At 73.0% G+C, this 15,871-nt stretch carries 14 protein-coding genes and 1 tRNA gene; 7 read left to right on the top strand and 8 right to left on the bottom strand.

What is annotated here, in order from left to right; all coding sequences use genetic code 11:
• Position 1: 1 nt before the first annotated feature.
• Positions 2–412: a YchJ family protein gene (locus tag ACH4F6_RS19270; protein ID WP_397961407.1), complete on the bottom strand. Its 411-nt coding sequence runs from the start codon at positions 410–412 to the stop codon at positions 2–4.
• Between the two features lie 37 nt (positions 413–449).
• Here ACH4F6_RS19270 and ACH4F6_RS19265 point away from each other — a divergent pair, with 37 nt between their 5' ends.
• Positions 450–4,136: an AAA family ATPase gene (locus ACH4F6_RS19265; RefSeq protein ID WP_397961406.1), complete on the top strand. Its 3,687-nt coding sequence runs from the start codon at positions 450–452 to the stop codon at positions 4,134–4,136.
• A 39-nt stretch (positions 4,137–4,175) separates the two neighbouring features.
• Here the strand turns inward: ACH4F6_RS19265 and ACH4F6_RS19260 are convergent, their stop codons facing one another.
• From ACH4F6_RS19260 to ACH4F6_RS19250, 3 genes are all read right to left on the bottom strand, one after another.
• Entirely contained in the window at positions 4,176–4,367 is a 192-nt protein-coding gene (locus ACH4F6_RS19260) for a hypothetical protein (RefSeq protein ID WP_397961405.1), read from the bottom strand.
• A complete protein-coding gene (locus ACH4F6_RS19255) occupies positions 4,364–4,630 on the bottom strand; it encodes a hypothetical protein (RefSeq protein ID WP_397961404.1) in 267 nt (88 codons plus the stop codon). Before ACH4F6_RS19255 ends, ACH4F6_RS19260 begins: the two co-directional genes overlap by 4 nt.
• A gap of 465 nt (positions 4,631–5,095) precedes the next feature.
• A tRNA-Leu gene (locus ACH4F6_RS19250) sits at positions 5,096–5,180 on the bottom strand.
• 162 nt (positions 5,181–5,342) lie between these two features.
• Here ACH4F6_RS19250 and ACH4F6_RS19245 point away from each other — a divergent pair.
• The 3 genes from ACH4F6_RS19245 to ACH4F6_RS19235 all read left to right on the top strand — a co-directional run bounded on the left by ACH4F6_RS19245 (position 5,343) and on the right by ACH4F6_RS19235 (position 8,163).
• A complete protein-coding gene (locus ACH4F6_RS19245) occupies positions 5,343–6,710 on the top strand; it encodes a M20/M25/M40 family metallo-hydrolase (protein WP_397961403.1) in 1,368 nt (455 codons plus the stop codon).
• Positions 6,711–6,898: 188 nt separating this feature from the next.
• On the top strand, positions 6,899–7,132 hold the full coding sequence (gene chpH, locus ACH4F6_RS19240; protein WP_397961402.1) for a chaplin ChpH: 234 nt from the start codon (positions 6,899–6,901) through the stop codon (positions 7,130–7,132).
• Between the two features lie 197 nt (positions 7,133–7,329).
• Positions 7,330–8,163, top strand: coding sequence for a chaplin family protein (locus ACH4F6_RS19235; protein WP_397961401.1), 834 nt, complete (start codon positions 7,330–7,332; stop codon positions 8,161–8,163).
• An 81-nt stretch (positions 8,164–8,244) separates the two neighbouring features.
• On the opposite strand, the gene ACH4F6_RS19230 is transcribed toward ACH4F6_RS19235, so the two are convergent.
• Positions 8,245–8,433, bottom strand: a complete 189-nt coding sequence (locus ACH4F6_RS19230) for a DUF5703 family protein (protein ID WP_040896034.1) — start codon at positions 8,431–8,433, stop codon at positions 8,245–8,247.
• A 47-nt stretch (positions 8,434–8,480) separates the two neighbouring features.
• On the opposite strand from ACH4F6_RS19230, the gene ACH4F6_RS19225 reads away from it, so the two are divergent.
• A complete protein-coding gene (locus ACH4F6_RS19225; protein ID WP_397961400.1) occupies positions 8,481–9,221 on the top strand; it encodes a hypothetical protein in 741 nt (246 codons plus the stop codon).
• Between the two features lie 78 nt (positions 9,222–9,299).
• Here ACH4F6_RS19225 and ACH4F6_RS19220 read toward each other — a convergent pair whose 3' ends face one another.
• Positions 9,300–11,468 carry a helix-hairpin-helix domain-containing protein gene (locus ACH4F6_RS19220; RefSeq protein ID WP_397961398.1) on the bottom strand — a complete coding sequence of 723 codons (2,169 nt, stop codon included), beginning with the start codon at positions 11,466–11,468 and terminating at the stop codon, positions 9,300–9,302.
• A complete protein-coding gene (locus ACH4F6_RS19215; RefSeq protein WP_397961397.1) occupies positions 11,465–12,451 on the bottom strand; it encodes an aldo/keto reductase in 987 nt (328 codons plus the stop codon). Before ACH4F6_RS19215 ends, ACH4F6_RS19220 begins: the two co-directional genes overlap by 4 nt.
• Before the next feature lie 198 nt (positions 12,452–12,649).
• Here ACH4F6_RS19215 and ACH4F6_RS19210 point away from each other — a divergent pair, with 198 nt between their 5' ends.
• Together ACH4F6_RS19210 and ACH4F6_RS19205 are read left to right on the top strand one after the other, a co-directional pair.
• Positions 12,650–13,705 (top strand): LLM class F420-dependent oxidoreductase, encoded by a 1,056-nt coding sequence (locus tag ACH4F6_RS19210; protein WP_397961396.1) that lies wholly within the window; start codon positions 12,650–12,652, stop codon positions 13,703–13,705.
• A gap of 233 nt (positions 13,706–13,938) precedes the next feature.
• Positions 13,939–14,742 carry a ferritin-like domain-containing protein gene (locus ACH4F6_RS19205; RefSeq protein ID WP_397961395.1) on the top strand — a complete coding sequence of 268 codons (804 nt, stop codon included), beginning with the start codon at positions 13,939–13,941 and terminating at the stop codon, positions 14,740–14,742.
• Positions 14,743–14,827: 85 nt separating this feature from the next.
• On the opposite strand, the gene corA is transcribed toward ACH4F6_RS19205, so the two are convergent.
• Entirely contained in the window at positions 14,828–15,820 is a 993-nt protein-coding gene (gene corA, locus ACH4F6_RS19200; RefSeq protein WP_397961394.1) for a magnesium/cobalt transporter CorA, read from the bottom strand.
• Positions 15,821–15,871 lie beyond the last annotated feature (51 nt).

Genomic DNA, 15,871 nt, shown 5'->3' with positions numbered 1-15,871 from the left:
GCTACTGCTCCGGGAACTCCCCGTCGACGTACACCCAGGCCCCGTCCACCCGCTCGAACCGGCTCCGCTCCCGCAGCGCACCGCCCCGGTAGGAGGCCCGGAACTCCACGACCCCGGTGGTGTGGAAAGCGGACCCGTCGACCGTGCCGAGGATCTCCAGCCCGGTCCACCGCGTCCCGGGATCGAGGTCCAGCCGCCCGGGCCGGGTCCGCGGGTGCCAGGTCCGCAGCAGATACGACGCGTCGCCCTTCACGAAGGCGCTGTACCGCGACCGCATCAGCGCCTCGGCGGTGGGCGCGGCGAGGGCGCCGGAGTGGTACCGGCCGCAGCACGCGTCGTAGGCCGCGGGCAGTCCGCAGGGACAGGAGGCGGGCCGTGCGGGCTGGGCGGTGCGTCGGGACATGGTGACCATTGTGCAGACGGCGACCCCTGCCGCTGCCCGCGCCCCTATGCTCCGTCGCAGGGACGAGCAGCACGACGAGGGGGAGCACCACGTGTCCGGCGACCCGGTGGCCGCCTTCTGGCGACCGCTGAAGGCTGAGGTCGACAGAAGCGGCGTCAGCCGACGAGAACTGTGCGACCGCCTCCGCATGAGCGCCTCGTCCCTTTCCGAACTCCTGAACGGGCGTCGGGCGAAGGCCCCCGACTGGGACGTGGTGCGGACCATCGTGTCCGCTTGCGGCGGACCGCTCGCCTACTGGCGGAGGCGCCACGAGGAACTGGAGAGCGAGCTCGCCCACGCCGCGCCACCGGCGCGCGCCGACGAGCCCCGAGAGCCCGCCGCGGAACCTCCCGGGTGCGCCGCGTGCCGGCAGGCGCAGGACCGCGGCCGCTTCGACGCGTACGCGTGGACGGGGGACGACGAATGGGAGCCGAGCAGTCTTCTCGGCGCCGTCCGTGTGCTCGCCGACGGGAACCGGGACGTGCGCAACGAGGTTCAGGTGATGGTCGGAGGGGTGCTGCGGGCGGAGGGGGATCTCGTCGCCTTCCGCGACCAGTTCACCGACATCACCGGCCGGTTGTTGTCCGGCCTCGGCGCCAGGGTGCGGCGGTCCTGTCACCGTCACCGGGTACGGCTCCTGCACGCCGCCCATACGGTCGTCATCGTGGAAGGCGGCGTCAGGGGCCCCGTCCTGGAGCTGAGCCTGGAACTGAACGCCACGGCGCGGTGGGAGGTCGAGCTGGCCGCGTTCTTCCAGGACAGCCTCGGCGACGGAACCTTCGCCGCCGCCCCCCTGCCCGTGGCGGACGCCCCCTACACGGACCACCGGACGCGGGCCGAGGAGCACTACGCCGAGTTCGCCGAGCAGGTGACGGGCACGACGCCGCCACGGCACGTGCGGCGGGAGTCCGCCATCGTCTACCAGGAGCGGCTGCTCGAACTGGCCGCCGAGTGCCCCGAAGCGTACGTCTGGGCAAGCCTGCAGGACGGCCCCCGCGCGGCGGAGGCGCTGCGCACCTGCCCGCCGGGCCCGGCCCGCGACCGCCTCGAGACGCTCTACCGCCGCCTGGACGGCCGCAAGAGCGGACTCGGCGGAGTGGAGACGCTGTTGGGTGCCCTCGCGCGCGACACCACGCCGAGCGAGTGGCCCGGCCGTCTGTCGGGTGTCTACCGTCGGGAACTGGCCCGGCCCATCTCACCGGTGGGGGAGGCCGGCGACGCCTCGCCGGGGCCCCGCATCCCGCAGCTCGCCCATGGATACGTCAACCCTGCCTTCCGGACCGCCGTCCACAGCGCCGACAGCACCCCCCACATCGACTCCTGGTGGAACACACGCCCCCTGCGCGAGGAGATCCAGGGATTCCTGGCCGGCCACCTCACCGGCTTCCCCACCGTCGACCGCCCGCTCCTGGTCCTCGGCGACCCCGGCACGGGCAAGTCACTGCTCACCCGCCTGCTGGCCGCCCGCCTGCCGCCGACCGACTACCTCCCCATCCGTGTCGAGCTGCGCAACGTGACGGCCGACGCGGAGATCGCCGACCAGATCGCCCAGGCCCTGCAGCAGGCCACCCAGAAGGACCTCACCTGGTGGGCCGTCACCGAGTCGAGCGCCGACGCACTGCCCGTCCTGATCTTCGACGGCTTCGACGAACTGCTGCAGGCGGGAGCCGCCAGCCACTGGTCCTATCTGGAGGACATCGCGGCCTTCCAACAGACGTCCGCCGACAACGGCCGCCCGGTGGTCGTCGTCGTCACCAGCCGGACCGTGGTCGCCGACCAGGCCCGGATCCCCGACGGAACCGTGATGATCCGGCTGGAGCCGTTCGACGACGTCCGCATCACCCACTGGACGGACGCGTGGAACGCGACCAACCGACGCGTGAACCGCCCGCTCCGTCCCGACCTCGGCACCCTCCACCCCGAACTGGCTCCCCAGCCCCTCCTGCTGCTCATGCTCGCGCTCTACTACACGGTGGAACACGACACGGGGCCCGACGACGCACAGCCCATGAGCCGGGTCACCCTGTACGAACGGCTCCTCGGACTGTTCGTTCGCCGTCAGATCAGGAAGCTGGCGCCCAGACTGCGCCCCGAGGAGTTGGAGGAGAAGGTCGAGGAGGAACTCGACCTCCTCTCGGTGATCGCCTGCGCCATGTTCAACCGGGGGCGCCAGGGCGTCAGCGCCGAGGAGGCCGACCACGACCTCCGTCACCTGCGGGCCCCCAACCGGGCGGCGTCCACCGCCGTGGCCCGTCTGGTGTTCGGCAGGTTCTTCTTCATCCACGAGGCCCGAGCCACCTACGGGAACGGAGCCGACCGGCGCTGGTACGAGTTCCTGCACGCCACCTTCGGCGAGCACCTGGTCGCTCGCAAGATCGCCCGCACGCTGCGGCACTGCCCGGACCGGGGGACGTACGAAGGCCTGCTGTTCGCCCTGCTGTCCTTCGCCCCCCTGACCGACCGGGCCCAGATCATCGAGAACCTCCGCGACCTGCTGCCCGCCACCGCACCGGTCGCCGTCCTCTTCCGCCGGGCGCTGCACGGCCTTCCCGCCGACGGCGACACGGCGTACACCACGGGACCGGTCACGGTCACCTACCGCCATGCCTGCCACAGCGCGAACCTGCTGCTGCTCGCCCTGGCCCGCGACGACATCGTCCGTTTCGCGACTCTGGCAGCCGAGGGAGCCGACCCGGCGGAGTCCTGGCGCACCCACGCGATGCTCTGGAAGTCCCAGTTCACGCAGAGTTCCTGGGACGCCTTCACCCTGGCGGTGGGGACCGTGCCCCTCTCCCACCCGGTGCGGGACGTCGCCGTGACCCTGAACCACCACGACGCCCCGCCCGCGGCCGGGAACCTGTCGTGGCACCTGCCCGGTCCGGCCGGACTCCGGATCCGTCCCGCCGCCGGCAGCGAGGCACTGCGGCGCTCACGGCCGCTGCACGACCCGGACACCGAGTTCCTGCTGGAACCGGCCCTCCCTGTTTTCGAGGAGCTCGAGGACTTCACGAGCGTCTTCGTGTGCGACCGTCTCGGGCGCCGCGTCTCCGCGGCGCACGCGCTGATCGCCCTCCTCCTGTGTCCCCGGGAACCGCACGAGGAACTGCTGCATCGCTACAGGACGTGTCTGGACCTGTGCGGCGCGTACCGCGGAGCGGGCAGTGTCCGCTTCATCGGTGTGATCAGCGGCAGGCTCGCCGGTGAGAGCGAGTCCCTGCCGGTCGACTTCGTCCTGGACGCGGTGAACACACTGTTCCGTGCGGCAAAGGACGCGGGGCGGCTGGAGAACGCGACACGTGTCGCGCTCCTCGTGTGCGTCTGCCGTCTGCTGACCCGCGCTCACCGCGACGGTCCGGGCGAGCTCTTCGCGAGTCTTCTGGACCTCGGTCCCCAGTACGGGGCGGTGCCCCGGCTCGGCAACGCGGAGCTGGTGCTGAGCGCGGTCTTCCGCACACTCCGTGACGCCGCACCGGGAGACGGTCGCGACCGGCCGCTCGTATGGCTGCTGAAACTGGCCGTCGCGCTGGACGCGCGGGCCTGGAGCGACCGGTACGGAGGATGGCTGCTCGACGAACTGGGCCCCGCCGCCCGCGACATGCTGTCACCCGCCGACTCCGAGTACCTGCGTGCGTCGTTCTCCTTCCGCGACCACGACACGGACCTCCGGCCGCACGGCCAGGGGCGGCATCCCTGACGGACGCCGCCCGGCCGGCGCCACGGCGCTCCGGGCCGCTCAGCCCTCACCGCCTTCGTCCGCGATGAGCCGGTCCAGCTTCTCCGCGAACCACAGGGTCACCGCCGCGGTCACGACCGGCCCCACGCCGGCCTGCCCGCCCAGCGTCTCCACGACACCGCCCGCCACCGATCCGGCCGTGACGGCGGCCCCCATGACGACCGCGCTGCGCAAGCTCACGAACTTCTTCACGACGCCCTCCCGAACTCCAGGACCATTGCTGCGAACCGGTCGCCACCGACCGGCCGCACCACTTTCACCAGGGCGCACGGCATCCCGGCGACATGCCGAAGCAGTCCGACGCCGAACAGGGAAGACGAGGTCAGGAGGCTGTCCGGGGACGATCCGCCGAACAGCGCCGAACGCCGACGCGGGCCCTGCGCCCCCCGGGCTTCCTGCGCCGGCAGCGGGGGCAGCGCCGTGCCGTACAGCCAGGCGTCGAACAGGTCGTCCAACGGCTCCGGAGCGAACCGTGCCGGTCGTCCGGGGCGAGTCCGTCCGGGTACGACCGCACGGACGCGTCGAGGATGTCGACAAGGGCGCGGGGGGACGCGGCGGGTCCACCGGAGAAGCGTGCCTCGTCACCGGGTCGTCCGCGGACTTCTTCGTCGAGCAGGCCGAGAGCACCGCTCTCGTGGAGGGCTGCCCTCGGTCCTCGCGTCTCGATCCCGGAAGTCTCCGCGGCGCCGGCGGGCCCGCAGGTCCGCCCGGGGTTGTCCGGGCCGGCTCCGTGACGAGCCGGAAATTCCAGTACGACGCCAGGATCCGACCGGTGTGTCGGTGATCCGGGGAGGCCGTTCGGGGACGCGCGGGGGAGGGAGCCGTAGGCGGTGACCTGCGCGATCTTCCGGGCCGCGAGAGAGGGGCCACGCCGACGAGCGAGGGCCGCGACCAGTGGTCGCGGCCCTCGCTCATCTCTGTGTCCGAGGGGGGACTTGAACCCCCACGCCCGATAAAGGGCACTAGCACCTCAAGCTAGCGCGTCTGCCATTCCGCCACCCGGACAAGGTGTCTGTCGTGCGGGGTTTCCCTCGCGGCGACGTCGTAAACATTACCAGGCTTTCGAGGGTGCCCGATCACGGCCGGCCGGCCGGGCGCCGCCCGAGGCGTGAACGGCGTGTGACGGGCCGGGACCGCTCTTGGGCGGGGACGGCGGGCGGGGAGAGGATGAGGGGACCAGCAGCAGTGACAGCGGGAGGAACCAGCGTGAGCGCGACGGACGACACGGCCAGGGGCGTCACCGGCGAGGACGAGGTCGTGGACCTCTGCCGCGAGCTGATCCGGTTCGACACCAGCAACTACGGCGACCACTCGGGCCCGGGCGAGCGCAAGGCGGCCGAGTGGGTCGCCGGGAAGCTCGCCGAGGTGGGGCTCGAGCCGAAGATCTTCGAGTCGCATCCGGGCCGCGCCTCCACCGTGGCCCGCATCGAGGGCGAGGACCCGTCCCGGCCCGCGCTGCTCATCCACGGCCACCTCGACGTCGTGCCGGCCAACGCGACCGACTGGACCCACGACCCCTTCTCCGGCGAGATCGCCGACGGGTGCGTGTGGGGGCGGGGCGCCGTCGACATGAAGGACATGGACGCGATGACCCTCGCGGTCGTCCGCGACCGGCTGCGCAGCGGACGCAGGCCGCCGCGCGACATCGTGCTCGCGTTCCTCGCCGACGAGGAGGCGGGCGGCACCTACGGCGCCCGCCACCTGGTCGACCACCACCCGGATCTCTTCGAGGGCGTCACCGAGGCGATCAGCGAGGTGGGCGGGTTCTCCTTCACGGTGAACGAGCGGCGGCGGCTCTACCTGATCCAGACGGCCGAGAAGGGCATGCACTGGATGAAGCTGACCGTCGCCGGCACCGCCGGGCACGGCTCGATGATCCACCGGGACAACGCGATCACCGAGCTGTCCGAGGCCGTCGCCCGGCTCGGCCGCCACACGTTCCCGGTGCGGGTGACCAAGACCACCCGGGCCTTCCTCGACGAACTCGGCGACGCCCTCGGCACCGAGCTGGACCCCGAGGACATGGAGTCGACGCTCGCCCGGCTCGGGGGCATCGCCAAGCTGATCGGCGCGACCCTGAGCAACACCGCCAACCCGACCCAGCTCGGCGCCGGCTACAAGGTCAACGTCATCCCGGGCGAGGCCACCGCCCACGTCGACGGGCGTTTCCTGCCGGGGTACGAGGAGGAGTTCCTCGCCGACCTCGACCGGATCCTCGGCCCGAAGGTGCGGCGCGAGGACGTGCACTCCGACAAGGCCGTGGAGACCTCCTTCGACGGGGGGCTGGTGGAGGCCATGCAGGCGGCGCTGCTCGCCGAGGACCCGATCGCCAAGGCCGTCCCGTACATGCTCTCCGGCGGGACGGACGCCAAGTCCTTCGACGACCTCGGGATCCGCGGCTTCGGCTTCGCCCCGCTGAAGCTGCCGCCGGAGCTGGACTTCGCCGGGATGTTCCACGGCGTCGACGAGCGGGTGCCGGTGGACGGGCTCCGGTTCGGCGTGCGGGTGCTCGACCGCTTCATCGACGCGTCCTGACGTCCTCTTCGGGGCGCGGATGTGTCCCGAATTGCCCTGCTGAAACGACACTCCGTTATTCGCCTGCGCGTGCGGCGGAAACTGAGAAGGGTGAATGCGACGATAAACGCGTAGCCTCATTAATTGCTCCTCGTTACTGGTGATGTGATCCGCTCATTGGGATCGCTTTTTGCCAACAAGGAGGAATAATGATCAAGAAGGTCGTCGCTGCTGCGGTTGCCACGGGTGGGCTGGTTCTCGCGGGTGCGGGCGTGGCCGCCGCCGACTCTGGTGCCCAGGGTGCCGCCGTGCACTCCCCGGGTGTCCTCTCCGGCAACGTGGTCCAGGTGCCCGTGCACGTCCCGGTGAACGTCTGCGGCAACACGATCTCGGTGATCGGGCTGCTGAACCCCGCCTTCGGCAACGTCTGCATCAACAAGTGACGCCGACCCGCTGAGGGGTCGTCCACGCCGTCGGCCCCGGAGCGCGCGCCATGCGCTCCGGGGCCGACCGGTCTTTTCACGTCACTTCGTGCGGAAGCCGAAGGAAAAGCCGAAGAAGTCGAAGAGCCCGGACGGGAAAAGCGCGACGGAAATGACGCGAGCGATCCGGGACGAAAGCGAAAGCAGGGATCCAGTACATGCGACAGGTCACCCGCAAGGGACTCATGACCGTGGCGGCGGCGACCGGGGTGATCGCCGCGGCCGGCGGCTACGCCCACGCCGACTCGGCGGCGAACGGGGCCGCCTCCCACTCGCCCGGCGTCCTGTCCGGCAACACCGTGCAGGTACCGGTGGACGTGCCGGTGAACGTGTGCGGCAACACGGTCGACGTCGTCGGCATCCTCAACCCGGCCGTGGGCAACTCCTGCACCAACCGGAGCGCGGGGAAGAACGACGGCGGCTACGGGGGCGGCGGCCAGGGCGGCTCGGGCGCGCACGGCGGCTCCGGGGCGCACGGCGGCTCCGGCGGCGCACACGCGGGCGGTCACACCGCCGGCTCGCCCGGCGTCGCCTCCGGCAACCACGTCCAGGCGCCGGTGCACGTGCCGGTGAACGTGTGCGGCAACAGCGTCGACGGCGCCGGCCTGTTCAACCCCTCGAAGGGCAACGACTGCGTCAACGACGACGGTCCGGGCCGCGACCACGGCACGCCTCCCGACGACGGCTACGGCACGCCTCCCGGCGACGACCAGGACACCCCCGGAAAGCCGGACCACCCGGACAACCCGGGCGACCACGGTCCCGGCCGGCCGACCGAGTCCGTCCCGTCGAGCCCCTCCGGACCCGAGGGCGCGCCCTCCACCCCGGAACGCGTCACCCCGGCCGGCCACGTCTCCGCCCGGCAGCCGGCCCGCACCGCGCAGCTCGCGGCGACCGGCAGCGAGCTGCCGCTGGGCCTCGCCCTGCCGGCCGGAGCGGGCGCGCTGCTCGCCGGCGCGGTGCTCTACCGCAAGGCGCGCGCCTCGGCGTGAGACCCCCACGCCTTCGGCGCCGCACCTGACGGAGCGGGCCCCGCCGCCGCGGGGCCCGCTCCGTTTCCGTCGGTTCTCAGTTCACCAGGTGGCCCGCACCTGGCGGATGATCCGCCGGCGCAGCCGCACCCTGCGGCTGCCGTCGCGCATCAGGCTGAGGCGGTGCAACTCCCAGTGTCCGTACTCGGCATGGTCGGTCAGCAGACGCGTCGCCTCCTTGCGGGAAACCCCGCGCGGTACGTACACGTCGACAAATTCGTATTCCGGCATCGCATCTATTGTGCGGGCTGGGGCCCGGTACGGATAGCGTCTGCACTATGTCTGATGCTGCGCAGCCCACCGCTGCCGAGGTACGCGCCGCCGCCGAGGCGGTCAAGACCGCGCTCGACCGCCACCTGGCCGCGGTCGAACGCAGGACGGGGGACGACGACCCGGCCGTCTACGAGGCGTTCAACGAGCTGGCCGCGGCCGCCGAGGTCTACGACGAACTGCTCTACGACCGCTACGACGAGGTCACCCCCTTCGAGATCCCCGGCGCGGAGGACTCCCTGCCGCCGTACGCGGGTCCCGAGGAGCCGAACGCCCTGAGCGTGCTGATCCGCCGCGACTACGCCGTGGCCGAGCCGCAGCGGCTGCTGGCGCAGGCCGAGAGGGTCGAGGCGGCGGAGTACGACGGCGCCGCCGGCGCGGACACCCAGGCCTCCGGCACGGTCCACGGGGCGCTGGGCCTGCTGTTCGGCGAGTTCGAACCGGACGAGATCGCCTCCCGGCACAAGGAGTTCGGCCTGGAGGAGGGCGACTCCACGCTGTGGGTCCTGGCCGCCGAAGAACAGGCCGAACCGGGCGAGTGGCTGGAGGCGCCCTTCGAGCAGCTCGATCCGCAGCGGGTGGTCTGCCGCTTCGACGTGAGCTCGGTGTTCGACGACCTCGACGACACGGACGACCTCGACGACACGGCGGACCTGGACGACACGGCCGACGAGGATCTCGACGCCGACCTGGAGGACGGGGAGGACGAGGACCTGGAGCCGCTGGACACGGACCGCGTCGATCGGTGACCCGGGCCCGCCCCGCCGGACGGCGGCGGTGGCGGAGGGCCCCCCTCCGCCACCGCCGCCGTCCGCGTCCGGCGCCCGTCAGCCCGCCGCCGGCACCTGGGTGCGCAGCAGGACCGGCAGCCGGGTGGTGCGGGGCTTCGGCAGGACCTCGGCGACCGCTCTCGGCAGCGCCTGCTCGACGCCGTGGACCACGGACAGGTGGCGCTCCGCCCGGCTGAACGCCGTGTAGACCCAGGGACGCGTGAGGGCCTGGGCGGCGTCGCCCGGCAGCACCACGACCGCCGCCGGCCACCGGCTGCCCACGGCCTGGTGCGCGGTCAGCGCCCATCCGTGCCGCAACGACTGCTCCACCCGCTCCTTCGGCACGACCACGGGGCCGTCCGCGCACACCACGTGCAGGCCCTCCGCGTCGGCCCGCTCCACCCGGCCCTGCACCGTTCGGCCCGGCGCGGGGGAGTGGGCGACCAGGTCACCGGGGTCGAAACCGCCGAAGCGGCCGGGGCCGGGGTTGAGCCGTTCCTTCAGCGCGGCGTTCAGCGCGCGGGTGCCGGCCGCCCCGCCGTGCCCCGGGGTGATCACCACCGTCCGGCCGGGCTCGAGGCCGAAGGCACGCGGCACCGAGTCGGCGACCAGCTGCACCGTCCGGTGCACGGCCTCGCCCGCGTCCCGCACCGGGACGATCACGATCTCCTTGCCGGGTGCCTCGACCTGGTTCAGCTCGCCGACGCCGATCCCGGAGACCAGCTCCCCCAGCGGACCGGGGTCGGGGACGCGCGAGGCGACGGTCGGGAAGACCCGGGCCGCGAGCAGATCGGCGAAGACCCGGCCCGGGCCGGCCGACCACAGCACGGCGGGGTCACCGCAGAGCACCAGCCGCGCGCCGTCCGGCAGCGACTCGACGACCATCGCGGCGGTCTCCACGTCGAGCCGGGGCGCGTCCGAAAGGACCAGCAGGTCCAGGGCGAACGCCCCGTCCGCGTCCCGGCCGGGGCCCTCGGCGCCGGAGAGGAGCCCGGCGACGGTGACGGCGCCGGCCTCCGCCGTCCCGCCCAGCAGCCGGGCCAGCCGGTCCCGGCCGTCCGGTGTGTGGCAGGCCGGCACGGCGCGCAGGCCCACCGAGCGGGCCGCGGCGACCAGGGCGGCCGGTTCCGCGAGGGAGGCCTCCCCGCCGGTGTGCAGCACCAGTCCGTGCCCGGCGACCGCGCGGACCAGCTCGGCCGCGCCGCCGGACGCGGGCATCCGCTCCCACGCGGCGGAGGACTCCTTGGAGAGAGAGCCGACGATCCGGGCCAGGCCGTCGGCGAGGCTCTCCTCGGCGAGCGCGTACCGCTCCAGACCGACCAGGACCCGGACCGGGCGGGACTCCTCGTCGTCCTCGGCGTCCTCGTCGTCCGCGGCCTCCTGCCGGGCGGGGGCGGCGCCCGGCTCCTCCAGGGCGTCCTGGAAGGCGAGCGCCTCACCCTCGGCGAGGGCGCTCTGCACGGCCGCGTCCGGGTCCGACACGCCCCGCCGGTCCAGTGCGGCCGTCAGGGCCGGCAGCTCCAGGGCGGTGTGCCCGGCCAGGGCCGCCTGCTCCAGCAGCCACACCGTCACCGCGCGGCCGCGGCGCTCGTCGTCCGGGGCGCAGCCGGCGCCCAGCAGCGCCCGCGCGAAGCCGTCCGCCTGCTCGGGCCGGACGCCGGGGACGCGCAGCAACTGCCAGGGGTCCTCGGTCAGCAGCTGCTCGGCGCCCTCCCCGAGGACGGCGGCGGCCTGCGGCGCCAGCGCCTCGGGTGCGCCCGCGCCGGTCAGGACGCGCCGTACGGCCTCGACGGTCCCCGGAGCGGCGACGGGCTCGGCGGCCTCCGGTCGCGGGCGCCGTACGGGCTCCGGGGCGGGGCGGCGGGGGGCGGGCTCCGGCTCGGCGAACACGGTGGCCGCGGGCTTCCGGCCGCCTTCCACCGCCCGGACGGCCGCGAGCAGGTCGGCGGCCGTCCCGCTGAGCTTGCCGCCGCTGTCGATGGGCGCCTTCCGTTCGGCCTTGCGCCGCTCGATCCGCTCCCGCTCCCGCTTCTGCGCGGCGAGCTCGGCCTGCGCCTCGGAGAGCCCGGGCGCCGCGTCCCCCTCGCCGGCGTCGGTGCCGGAGCCCTCGCCCTGCGGTCCGGGAGCCACCGCCGGCTCCGGGGCGCCCTCGGCCGGCGCGGCGTCGTCCGGTGTCCCGGGCCCGGTGTCCTCCGTGGTCTCGGCGGGTTCCGGCTCCGTGCTCACAGCGTGCTCCAGTCGTGATCGGGATAGCGGTGCACCGGCGCCGACACGTCGTCGAGCGCCCGGCAGATCTCGTCAGGAAGACTAAGGGCCTCCACTGACAATGCCGCCGTGAGCTGCTGCGCCGTGCGCGTGCCGACGATCGGCGCGGTCACGCCGGGCCGGTCGCGGACCCAGGCCAGGGCCACCTGCAGCGGGGTCACCGCGAGCCCGTCCGCCGCCGTCGTCACGGCGTCCACGATGCGGCTCGCGGTGTCGTCGAGGTACGGCTCGACGAAGGGCGAGAAGTGTCCGGAGGCGCCGCGCGAGTCGGGGGGCATGGCGTCGCCCCGGTACTTGCCGGTGAGGACGCCCCGGCCCAGCGGCGACGACGGCAGCAGTCCGACGCCCAGGTCCAACGCGGCCGGCAGCACCTCGCGCTCCACGCCCCGCTGGAGCAGCGAGTACTCCATCTGCGTGGCGGCCAGCCGGGTGCGGGTGCCCGGCGCGGCGAGCTGCCAGGTGGCGGCCTTGGCGAGCTGCCAGCCGCAGAAGTTGGAGACCCCGGCGTAGCGGGCGCGGCCGCTGGCGACCGCGATGTCCAGGGCCTGGAGGGTCTCCTCCAGCGGGGTGTCCGGGTCGAAGGCGTGGACGTGCCAGACGTCGACGTGGTCCGTGCCGAGGCGGGCGAGGGAGGCGTCGAGGGCGGCCAGGAGATGGCCCCGGGAGCCGTCGGAGCGGCGGTCCGGGTCGGGCACGCTGCCCGCCTTCGTGGAGATGATCAGGTCCCGGCGCGGCACCAGGCCCTCCATCAGCCGTCCCAGCAGGTACTCGGCCTCCCCGTCGCCGTACACGTCGGCCGTGTCGACGAGGGTGCCGCCCGCCTCCCAGAACGTCTTCAAGAGGTCCGCGGCGTCGTGCTCGTCGGTGTCGCGCCCCCAGGTCAGGGTGCCGAGCCCGATGCGGGACACGCGCAGGCCGGTGCGGCCGAGATGCCTCTGCTCCATGAACGCCGAGATTACTGGCCGGAACTGGGCCGTGGGTTGCCTGTGGACAACCGAAAATCCGGTCGCCGCGGCCCCGTTCCGCGCAGGCCGCGGGCCCGTCGGCCCGCGCGACCCTCGCCACACCCACCACCCCGGCGGCCGCCCCCGCGCTAGGGTCTCCGGAACAGCGTCGTTACTGATCAGTAAGGGGAATCGGCCATGCAGCTCGGGATCAACCTCGGCTACTGGGGCGCCGGAATGGACGCGGACAACCTCGCCGTCGCCCAGGAGGCCGACCGGCTCGGGTACGCGGTGTGCTGGGCCGCCGAGGCCTACGGCTCGGACGCCGCCACCGTGCTCACCTGGGTCGCCGCCCAGACCGAGCGGATCGACGTCGGCTCCGCCATCTTCCAGATCCCGGCGCGCCAGCCGGCGATGACCGCGATGACCGCGGCCACCCTCGACTCCCTCTCCGGCGGCCGCTTCCGCCTCGGCCTCGGCGTCTCCGGCCCGCAGGTCTCCGAAGGCTGGTACGGCGTGAAGTTCGACAAGCCGCTGTCCCGCACCCGCGAGTACGTCGAGATCGTCCGCAAGGCGATGACCCGGGAGCGGCTGTCGTACGAGGGCGAGCACTGGACGCTGCCGCTGCCGGGCGGTCCGGGCAAGCCGATCAAGCTGACCGTGCACCCGCAGCGCGAGCACATCCCGCTGTACATCGCGGCGATCGGTCCGAAGAACCTGGAGCAGACCGGCGAGATCGCCGACGGCGCCCTGCTGATCTTCCCGTCCGCCGACCACCTCGAGGACACCGCGATCAAGCACCTGCGCGCCGGGCGCGAGAAGGCCGGCAGGACGCTGGACGGTTTCGACGTCTGCCCCACGCTGCCGCTGGCGGTCGGCGACGACAAGGACGTCGAGCGGCTCGCCGACACCTTCCGCCCCTACACCGCCCTCTACGTCGGCGGCATGGGCAGCCGCAAGCAGAACTTCTACAACCAGCTCGCGCAGCGCATGGGCTACGAGGAGGCGGCGGCCGAGGTCCAGGACAAGTACCTCTCCGGCGACAAGCAGGGCGCCGCGGCCGCCGTCCCGCACGACCTGATCGACGGCACGACGCTGCTGGGGTCCGTCGAGCGGATCGCGGACCGGATGAAGGCCTACGCGGCCGCGGGCGTCACCACCCTGACCCTCGCCCCCGCCGGCTTCACGCTCGACGAGCGCCTGGCCTCGCTGCGGGCGGGCGTCCAGGCGCTGGAGCTGGCCGGACTGGCGTAAGGGCTTCAGCGGCCGTGGTGGGGGCTCGGGGGTCTTCCCCGCCACGGCCGTCACGGGGAACAACGCGCCGGGACGCACGCGGTTACGCTCCCGGCACGACTCCCGCCGTCATCCTTTCGGCGGAGTTGTCCGGCACAGCTGTTGCGGCCCACCTCGCACCGCATTTGACTCGTTCTTTGCGGAACCCTGCGGAACCCTGCGCAATCCCCCGGGCTGCAGAGAGGTGCCTCACGATGCTTTCGGCCAAGAGCCTGTTCCAGGAGATCGTCGACCACGACGAGTCCTTCCGGCTGTTCTGCTCCATCGCCGCCGGCGGGGAGGCGCAGGGCGGCTGGGAGAACGCCCGCATCGCGGCGCTCGTGCCGCAGAGCGAGCGCGCCCTCGCCCCCAAGATCGCCCGGCACGGCGCCGACGAGGACAAGCACGGCCGGATCTTCAACGCCCTGCTGAAGAAGCGCGGCCTCGACCCCGTCCCCGTCCCGCCCGAGACGGACTACACGATGCTGCTGGAGAAGCGCGGCATCGGACTCTCCCACGACAAGCTCAAGGCCGATCAGCCGCTGACCGTGCGGGACGTCATCGTCTACCTCGCGCACAGCAGGGTCACCGAACAGCGTGCCTCCGAGCAGATGGAGCTGCTGCGCAGGCACTTCGCCGACCACCCCGACCTCGGCCGCGCGGTACGGATGATCTCCGACGACGAGGACAACCACCTCGCCTACTGCCACGAGGAACTGCTGCGCTTCGCGCGCGCGGGACACGGCCGGGTCATCCAGCGGACGCTGCGCGAGAGCGCGCTCGCCGAGATCCGCGTCCACCGCGACGTCAGCCTCGCCGTCATGGCCCGCATGGGCCGCATCCTCGGCTGGTCCCGGCCCAGGGCGGCCGTCCTCGCGGCCGGCATCCACGCCCTCTACGCGTGGGAGCGGTTCGCGGGCTGGCGGCGGATGGTGTCCCTGAGGACGCCCGAACGGCGCGACGCCCTCGGCGGACCGGCCACGACGGCCCCCGAGTTCGCCCCGGGCACGTCCGCCTGACGGCGCGTCCGTCTGACGGCACGTCCGCCCGAGGGGCGTGCCGTCAGGGACGTTCGTCCGGGGGCCCGTCCGGCGGGGCGCGCTCCTACAGCCACCCCCGGTGCTTGAACAGCCGGTACAGCGACATCTCCAGGACGGCCATGACGACGATCACCGCCGGATAGCCCCACACCCAGCGCAGCTCCGGCATGTGCTCGAAGTTCATCCCGTAGATCCCCGCGATCATCGTGGGGACCGCGGCCATGGCCGCCCACGCGGAGATCTTGCGCATGTCGTCGTTCTGCCGCACGCTCGTCTGCGCCAGGTGCGCCGACAGGATGTCCGACACCAGCCGGTCCAGGCCCTCCACGGAATCGTTCACGCGCGTGAGGTGGTCGCCGACGTCCCGGAAGAAGGGCCGGGCCTTGTCGTTGACGAACGGCAGTCCCGAGCCCGCCGAGGTGCCCGCGAGCCGGGACAGCGGCGGCGCCAGGGGGCCGGTGGACCGGCGGAACTCCAGCACCTGCCGCTTGAAGGTGTAGATCCGGGACGCGGTGTGCCGCGTGCCGGCGCCGACCGGCGAGAACACCTCCGCCTCCAGCTCCTCCAGGTCGGTCTGCAGCTCCGTCGCCACGTCCAGGTAGTGGTCGACCGTCGCGTCGGCGATCGCGTAGACCACGGAGGTGGGGCCCTTCGCGAGCATCTCCGGCTCCTGCTCCAGCCGCTGCCGCACGGCCGCCAGCGGCGAGCCCTCGCCGTGCCGGACCGTCACCACGAAGGAGTCGCCGAGGAAGACCATGACCTCACCGGAGGAGACCGTGTCGCTGCGCGGCTCGTACACCACCGGTTTCAGCACCAGGAACAGCGAGTCGTCGTACACCTCCAGCTTGGGCCGCTGGTGGGCCTTCAGGGCGTCCTCCACGGCCAGCGGATGCAACGCGAACTCCTGCGTGACGTGCGCGAACTCCTCCTCGGTGGGCTCGTGCAGCCCGATCCAGACGAAACCGCCCGCGGCCCGTGCCTCGTCGAGCGCGTCGGAGAAGTCCTGCGGGCCCTCCGTCCGGTGCCCGTCACGGTAGATGGCGCAGTCGACGATCACGGAACGCGGTCTCCCCTCGGTCGTTCACCTGAGTGTCCCGAGGGACGCCTA

The sequence above is a fragment of the Streptomyces sp. NPDC017936 genome (genome assembly GCF_044328485.1).
Lineage (GTDB): Bacteria > Actinomycetota > Actinomycetes > Streptomycetales > Streptomycetaceae > Streptomyces.
This window is presented reverse-complemented; position numbering and strand designations above follow the sequence as displayed.

What these genes read in the sequence shown, in the direction of transcription:
- ACH4F6_RS19270 (WP_397961407.1), bottom strand. Translation starts at nt 412, where the DNA reads ATGGTCACCATGTCCCGACGCACCGCCCAGCCCGCACGGCCCGCCTCC.
- ACH4F6_RS19265 (WP_397961406.1), top strand. Translation starts at nt 450, where the DNA reads ATGCTCCGTCGCAGGGACGAGCAGCACGACGAGGGGGAGCACCACGTG.
- ACH4F6_RS19245 (WP_397961403.1), top strand. Translation starts at nt 5,343, where the DNA reads ATGAGGGGACCAGCAGCAGTGACAGCGGGAGGAACCAGCGTGAGCGCG.
- chpH (WP_397961402.1), top strand. Translation starts at nt 6,899, where the DNA reads ATGATCAAGAAGGTCGTCGCTGCTGCGGTTGCCACGGGTGGGCTGGTT.
- ACH4F6_RS19235 (WP_397961401.1), top strand. Translation starts at nt 7,330, where the DNA reads ATGCGACAGGTCACCCGCAAGGGACTCATGACCGTGGCGGCGGCGACC.
- ACH4F6_RS19230 (WP_040896034.1), bottom strand. Translation starts at nt 8,433, where the DNA reads ATGCCGGAATACGAATTTGTCGACGTGTACGTACCGCGCGGGGTTTCC.
- ACH4F6_RS19225 (WP_397961400.1), top strand. Translation starts at nt 8,481, where the DNA reads ATGTCTGATGCTGCGCAGCCCACCGCTGCCGAGGTACGCGCCGCCGCC.
- ACH4F6_RS19215 (WP_397961397.1), bottom strand. Translation starts at nt 12,451, where the DNA reads ATGGAGCAGAGGCATCTCGGCCGCACCGGCCTGCGCGTGTCCCGCATC.
- ACH4F6_RS19210 (WP_397961396.1), top strand. Translation starts at nt 12,650, where the DNA reads ATGCAGCTCGGGATCAACCTCGGCTACTGGGGCGCCGGAATGGACGCG.
- ACH4F6_RS19205 (WP_397961395.1), top strand. Translation starts at nt 13,939, where the DNA reads ATGCTTTCGGCCAAGAGCCTGTTCCAGGAGATCGTCGACCACGACGAG.